Origin of the sequence: Mucilaginibacter sp. (assembly GCF_036383575.1) — a bacterium.
Classification (GTDB): Bacteria; Bacteroidota; Bacteroidia; order Sphingobacteriales; family Sphingobacteriaceae; genus Mucilaginibacter.
In genome coordinates, this window is sequence record NZ_DASVOB010000662.1 from 1 (window position 1) to 8,058 (window position 8,058).

The 8,058-nt window shown below is 41.1% G+C and carries 4 protein-coding genes; all 4 read right to left on the reverse strand.

Features of this window, described 5'->3' with window-relative positions; all coding sequences use genetic code 11:
* Positions 1-1,550, reverse strand: a 1,550-nt coding sequence (locus tag VF500_RS23240) for a hypothetical protein (RefSeq protein ID WP_330861962.1), incomplete at its 3' end; no start/stop codon positions are given.
* A 579-nt stretch (positions 1,551-2,129) separates the two neighbouring features.
* Entirely contained in the window at positions 2,130-3,974 is a 1,845-nt protein-coding gene (locus VF500_RS23245) for a RagB/SusD family nutrient uptake outer membrane protein (RefSeq protein ID WP_330861963.1), read from the reverse strand.
* Positions 3,975-3,992: 18 nt separating this feature from the next.
* Positions 3,993-7,418 (reverse strand): TonB-dependent receptor, encoded by a 3,426-nt coding sequence (locus VF500_RS23250; RefSeq protein WP_330861964.1) that lies wholly within the window; start codon positions 7,416-7,418, stop codon positions 3,993-3,995.
* Positions 7,419-7,702: 284 nt separating this feature from the next.
* Positions 7,703-8,058 (reverse strand): FecR family protein (locus VF500_RS23255; protein ID WP_330861965.1); only part of this gene is annotated, 356 nt, incomplete at its 5' end.

Sequence of the window (8,058 nt, forward strand, 5' to 3'; positions counted from 1 at the left end):
TCACTCAAGCCCAGCATATACATTGCATCCCAGCCAATAGCACGCGATTGAAGATTATCTGCCTGCTGATATGTCCAGCTTGAAGAAAAATTCTGGATACCAAAAGTACAGGGCAAATAATTACTTTGGCTTCCGTTTCGAATATCCTTCCCTTCAATGCCCCACGTATCCGTAACCGGGTTATACATATTACTATTGCCGCCAACATTATTCGTACTCATATACAACCAACCGCCTTCTGAAATACCCGAGCCCATTACTCTTAAATACTTTCCGCCCAAACGATGATACGTATCGAATAATTTTCTGTAGAAACGTTTTTCAGAATAAGTTCCCTGCCCCTGATACACGCAACTCTCCAATCCGTCAAAATCAATATAATTCATACCGCCATCGATCAAAAATTTAGCATAATACTCCGCATACTTATCCTGCAAAGAAATATTGGGGGCGAAACCATGATAACAATTCGGTTGCAGCTTATCCATCTTGTCCCCCTCAGAGTGGGCAGCAGTATATGTTTTATAAAATCCGCGTTTTACATGCAACAAAGTATACGGCTGTGTAGTGGTTACCCCATTGTATTCAATCAGTTCTTTACCCAATTTCAAAACGTTGGTATGATTACCTTCCCAGCCGCCATACTCATTCAGGAAAGTTGTATCTCTCACCTCAATAATCGTATCCGCAGCGGAAATATTTTTTGCGAGGTAAGTTGAAAACAACGTTTCCAAACTATCACTCGGAATGGGTGACACGTCGCTGCAATTGGGTTGCAAAAATTCACACAAGGTATGCAAACCATAAGCAATGTTGTATGGATTGGTTTTCCTGGTAAAATCTGTAATAGAAATTTTTTGGTGATTGATTGTAACCCTTTTCGTGCCCCAACGGTCGGCTGGGTTTGGATAATATTCGCCCAAGCCCTCGTCCTGCACACTATAAACACTAAGTTGTTTTGCATAGCTCACCAGGCTATCTTGCTTACCATCCCATGCCAAATCAGCTTTGAATGATTGAGGATCACGAATCCATTTATTATCCAATGTAGTAATGTAAGGTAGCTTTTCATTCTTCGTGATTGTCCCCAACGTTGCAATTACGGCGGTATCAGGGCAAGCGTACATCGCAATCGATGAACCAATGAAATCAACAGGAATAGAGTTTACCCATTGATGGCGCGGCAGATTCATATGTTCATATCCAGGCAACAAAGTAAAAAAATCTAAATGCCTGATCCTTCTATCTCTTGATTGCAAAGCCACATACGAGCCATACTCTGGCGCAAGCTGTGCAGCTATCCCGCTATTAGTCTTATAATAGTCTTCGGGATGTGAAGACATAGCAACATCACTGATACCATCGCCGCCAAAACGGGAACGTTGCCCTTCATGTAAGCCCGCAGGCAAAGGATTTGCAACCGGATCTGTAGCATGAACATAATAATACCCCTGCGATAAATCGCCCTCGCAAGGCAAGCCGCCAGTAGTATTATCAGTCAATGAAAAAATGCCAAAAGCAAAATCTCCATCATGCACCACGCCAAGCATATCGCCGATATATTTTGAGATAGTAGTTTTATATGGCCCCCAAACGACATTAGTAATATTACTGCGGTTGGTCAACGACAGCAATTTGAATTGCAGATAGTTCCTTTTATTAATTACTTCAATACTTGCTATCGAACCATTAGAAAATGAAAGTTTAATTTTCTTGTTTTGTTTATTATAGGAAAACGATACCGGTTCATATATTTTTTCCTTTCCCACATATAGCGACATAAAAGGCGATGTAAATCTTTTCGGCGAATATTCTTTTTGGCTTTGAATTGAAGAAACACTTGTAACAAAGCCGGTTTTGTTGACGTTTATCTTTAGCCACTTTGTTTGAAACCTGGTTTGGGCGAATACAAAATTCGCCATTATAATACATGTGAACAGTAAAAGATTTTTTTGCAACATAATTTAGTTTATTTGAATTGATGAAATCGTCTTTACATACAACTTCATGGAATTTCTAAGAAATATTTACTTGGCAGAAAATTTCAAGATCAACTGTAAAAGAGCGCCCCGCATAACACAGGGCGCTTCATCAACTAAACCCCAGGTGCTCTCAATACCCGAAGTACGCTATTGAATTACCGGGTTAAAGGTTCCATTATCCCAGCCCACATTTTGCCGCAGGTTTTTGTTTTGCAAAATATATTGCGGATCAATAGCACCAAAATAATAAGCATCAGGTATATTGATCTGACTGGTAGCGCCCGGGTCTATTGGCTCATATTTATAATTTGTAATAGCCTTAAGAAACGCATTACGATCAAACGAAGCAGGTGAATTTACAATGAGGTTAGAAAGCTGCGAAGCTATCCCGCTGTTACTTTGCGTAATATCAATATGATATTGAGAGGATGCCGCTGCACTGTTAAAATAAGGTCCGTAAGCATGCAGGGTACCCATGTTATTCAGCACATTAAACATTCGCCTGCGCCTCAAATCCCAGAACCGTTTTCCTTCAAAAGCAAACTCTATTGCCCGTTCGGTCATAACAGCGTTCAAAGTAGCCTGATAGTCAGAACCAACAGATGCAGCTAATCCATAATTTCCGGCTCCTGCAATTATGTGAGCTCTTTGACGTATTTGAATGATGTACGCCCTCGCTTCAGCAGAATGCTGTACTTCATTAGCAGCTTCTGCCAAGTTAAGTAACACTTCCGAGTACCTTATGATGGGCCAATCAAAAGCCTGGCGGTTCCAGACGCTCGAACCCAAGGTGGTATCGATCCCTTTACGGCAATAAAAACCGGTGATATTATAATTAGGAGTGGCTTTATAGGCATCATCACCAGCAATCGCATTAAATATCCATTGAACGCGGGGCGTTATATCCGCAAAATCATACCTGGCACCGTTATATACTATTGTTTGATAAAAACGTGGGTCCCTGTCCTTCCAGAACTCTGTAGGGTCATAGCCCGAAGCCGGGTCTGAAATTGAAAGACCATTTTTCATAGGATAGGCCTGCACCATTTCCCAGGTAGGGTCACATGATCCTGCCGCACCTGAGGTTTCGGTTAACGGCCTTTGCCCCTGTTGAAAGCTATTCGTTTTTTCGGGATAATGATAGCGTAAACTTAAAACCATTTCTTTAGCAGCAGCAGCCTTATCATACCACATGTTTTCATTTGGCTTTGAGGTATTATCGGTATATAAGCCATAACCATCGGCATCTAACTCGGTTTTAGCTGCCAACAAGGCATTATAAGCATCACTCCAATAGGTTGCGTTGGGTGTTTTACAAAACAATGGACTTGCTTTTAATAACAGGGCTTCCCCTTTTACAGCCATTGCCGCACCTTTGGTAACCCGGCCAATATCACTTGAACCCCAGGTAGCAGGCAACAAATTAATAGCGCTGTCTAACTGCTTGCCGATAAAATCAAAACATTCGAGCGATGAATTTCTTTTTACCAGCAAGGTATTGATATCTGCTGTCGGATCCTGAACCGCGGTAATAATAGGAACTCCGCCTAATACTTTTACCATTCTGTAGTATAAATAGGCCCGAAAGAAGTATGCCTGGCCTTTCAGGCTTCGATAATCGGCATCAGATAAAACAGTTTTACTTTTATCAATATTCGCAAAAAAGTTATTGATCGATCTTACTGTTCCCCAATCCCAAACCCTGTCAGGGTAACCGCTTTGGCTTGTATAGGTGCCTTTAAGAAAAGAATTAAGGCCATTTCCACCACTGCCGCCAGAATAAGCTTCGCCGGCAAGTTCTTCATTCCTGTTCCATGACGGCAAAATATTGTAGAAATTGGTTACATATCCTTTCACAAAATCAGAGCTCCCCCATTCTTGCTCGGGAGTAATAGGGCCTCCCGGATGATCAACATCAAATACTTTTTTACAGGATACTGTTAAGACAATTATCCCCAATAAAATGAACAGTATATTGAATTTAAGTTTCATGATCTAATAATTTAATGTTTAAAGTGTTACATTTAATCCACAGGTAAACCCTCTTAATACCGGGTACATTCTGAAGTCGCCGCCCAGTTCAGGATCCCAATCAGTTACATGATTCCATTGATACAGGTTTTCGCCGCTGAAATAAACTTTTACAGCTTTGATTTTCACCTTCGCCAACAAACTGGCAGGTAAGCTGTAATCAACAATCAAAGACTTCAACCTCAAAAAAGCACCATTCTTTAACCAAAATGAAGAGGAAACCTCGCTATTACTTGTGCCTTGCCAATCGGTCATGATCGGGCTTGGCATAGTAGCGGTGGCTGCTGTTTGCGGTGTCCATGCATTTTTCCAAACAGTTAAATTATCGTTACCAGGCAAAGGACGTCTGTAGTATACATCGGTAGGCATGATATCGTAGCGTCCCAATCCTGCGAATATGGCGGTTAGGTTAAGCCCTTTCCAACCAAATGTAAAGTTGAAGCCATAATTAACACGCGGTATGCCATTTTTAGAAATGACTTGCTGGTCATTTCCATCAATTTTTCCATCAGGAGCATCAGTACCCAGCGGGCCCCGAACATCCTTGTACATCAACATACCTGGCTGTGGCTTGCTACCGAATATGGTAAAATTAGGCCCGTTAGCTTTTAATATATTGTCTACATCTTGCTGTGTTCTGATAATTCCTTCCGATACATACCCCCATATAACTCCATTAATTGGCTGCCCAATCAAATTTTGGTAATCCCGAACCGAAGCGGCCTGGTCAACCTTTAGATATTTGTTAGCAGAATATGCCCAGTTTGCAGACACACGATAGAAAAAATCATTGATATGTTTTTCGTGGCTAAGGGATAATTCAATACCCCGTGCCGATGCTATTCCATAGTTAACCGCAGGTAAGCTTGCTCCAACCGTACTGGGGACGGAGGCTACACGCGCACCAAGAATATCGGTGGTTTTCTTGTACCACAAATCAACTGTGCCGGTAAGTACCCTTTTGGGCATACCAAAATCTAAGCCTAAATTGTAGTTGTGGTTTTTTTCCCACGTAATATTGGGATTAATAGTAGAACCCAATGTTGTTGACGGAGGAAGTGCTGACCCTATATATATACCTGAGTTTGCGTTAAAGTTGTAGGTTTGTTGCCACTGCCATGGAGCGGTATTATCCGTTCCGGTTATTCCATAAGAAAGGCGTAGCTTTAAGATATCAAAGAATTTGGTATAATTTGCGAAGAAATTTTCATTGGCGATATTCCAGCCCGCTGAAACAGCCGGGAAATATCCCCATCGCTTATTTGCGGGGAAAATATAAGAGCCATCAGCCCTCATGGTAAAACCAAGCAAATACTTTGACGCGTAATTGTAGTCGATCCTGCCAAAATAAGAGGCAAAACCTGTGGGCTGATTTTGGTCGCCCCTGATGTACCAATCAGTGCTATTGGTTGATCCTCCGTTAATTTGCTGATAATTAGGATTACTGTAATTATCATCCCAAATGTTTGAATAATGGCCCCGATATGCAGATTGTTCGTACCCGGCAAATGCGGTAATATTATGCAGGCCGAAGGAGCGATCATAGTTCAGCATTAAATTTAACTGATAATTAGATAATTGCGAATACGACTCTTCCAGTTCGGTAGGCGCACCAATTCCTGAGATCTGAGCCTGATCTAATATCCGGTAGCCGCCAGACCTTGTCAAATCCAACTTATCGGTAACAATGTGGTTATGGTCGCCGCTGGTCTGGAAATAATAAATATAAGGAGCATTACGCCACGCCTTAGTGTAATTATTAGTGGTATTGTAAGCAAAAGTACCTTTTGCCGATAGCCCGGTTATACCAGGAATATCATATTTCAATTGGAAAATTGGCGTAATATTATTACCGGATGGTTTGGTGTAACCACCATTTCCATTTGCAAGGTTGGCAGTATTGGTATTATCAAAATTACCAACAGGAAGGCCGTTAATAAAAGACGGGCGACCGGGGTTTACCATCAAGAGCCTGTTGTACATATTTGACAAATTGAAATCGCCGTAATCATAGGCCCAGAATGGACGGCTTCCATTATTCCATTCGCTTTGGATATTTAAATTATAACTCCATCGCTCCGAAATTTGCCCATCCACTTTTGCCGTTAAATTATATTTGCGAAAAGAATTTGAAGTTGCGCCCTCCTGCTGGAAATATCCGGCCGATATGTAATATCTGGCTGCCTGCGAACCACCGCTTACTGACAAATTATGCGAAGTATTCCATGGATTACGCCATGTATCCTTTAACCAATCGTATGAATGGGTTTTGAAATAATCTAATTCATCGGGCGTATAATAGCTCGGATCGGTTGCCGGTAAACCTTTTTGAGCAAATGCCTCATTGGCAAAAGTATAAGCATCGAAAGCATTCATTCTCCGCGGTGTAATTTCACGGTTATTCGTTGTATACGATGCATTGTAGGAGATAAAGGTTTTGTTGGCCACTCCATGTTTCGTTGTAACCAAAACAACACCGTTACCGCCTCTGATACCATAAATAGCAGTTGACGCGGCATCTTTAAGGATACTGATATTATCAATATCGGCCGGGTTGATTGTGGCAAATGTTGCCGCATCCCTTACAAAACCGTCTATCACGTATAGCGGGTCTGTTCCACCCTGCCAGGTAGAGGATTCTCTGATTTTAATATTGGCGCTTGCACCGGGGTAGCTACCTTGTGTAGTAACGGTAACACCCGGAGACAGGCCTTGCAATAAATTGGCTGGTGAAGATGTAGGGCGGTTTTCAAGTGCGGATGATTTAATTACTCCTATTGCACCCGTAAGGTTCTCTTTTTTCTGGGTGCCATAAGCCACCACTACTATTTCGCTAAGCCCGCTTACGTCGGTTTCCATTTTAACCAACATGCTGGTACCTGGTGTAACCTGTAGTTCTTTTTTAACATAGCCAACAAACGAAAAAACAAGTATTGCTTTCGCGTCAGGTACCTCTATATTAAACTTACCATTAGCGTCTGATATAGCGATAGTTTGACTACCTTTTACAGCAATGGTCACGCCGGCCAAGGGTATATTTTTACTGTCAAATACCTGACCGCTTATCTTTACAGGACTTACATTTAAATTGGCAACCATATCATTAACAGGCTTCTCAATTTGCTGAAGAACGATATTGTTATTAACCATTTTATAACTTAATGGCTGATTTTTAAGACATTCCGTCAAAGCATCGTCTATTGAGGCGTTTTTCAGATGAATAGTTACGCTTTTGTTCTGTACATCTTTTGAATCATAAAAAAACACATACCCTGTTTGTTTATTTATTTGATGAAGCACCTTTTTTAATGAAGAATTTGTTTCATCCAGGTTGATTTTTTGACCATAGCCTTTTGCACTACATTCCAGCAGGGCAACTAATATGATCAGAGAAGTTAATTTCATAACTAATAACATTTTGCGTAGCCATGGATAATGCATGACTATTGGAAAAGCATTTAATTTCATACTTTTGTTGTGTTGGGTTAACAGAGTTAGAGACACTAAACTTATTCCCGGTTTTCGGGAGGGTCAACTCAATATTTATCGCATTCCGATGGCCGTCGGGATGCGTTTTTTTTGAGGTAACCATAAATGGGGATGGGGCCTAAATTTTGAAGGCCGGATTTGTATTTATTTTTCCATATGGTTCTTTTATTTTAAGGTGAATAATTGGTTGCTTATTTGTGTTAATTCATTACAATAATTGTTTTCCCATCTATTTTGCAATGGATTTGCTTAAAGCTCAGAATATCCAGTATTTGGGATAAGTTGACATTCCTGGAGATTTCGCCCGAAAACCTTCTTGAAGGCATTTGCCCTTCATATTTTATCTCAACACCATACCAACGGGAAAGCTGTAACATTACCTCTTTAATATCGTTATCTTCAAAAAAGAAAAAGCCATTTTTCCAGGCCACCATTTCATCCGCATCTACTTTCATAACGTCGATCAGGCCGTGGTCAAACCTTGCCTGCTGGCCCGGTTTAATGATATTACTCAGTTTCCCGGCCGATACTTTTACACTGCCTTCGAGCAGGGTAG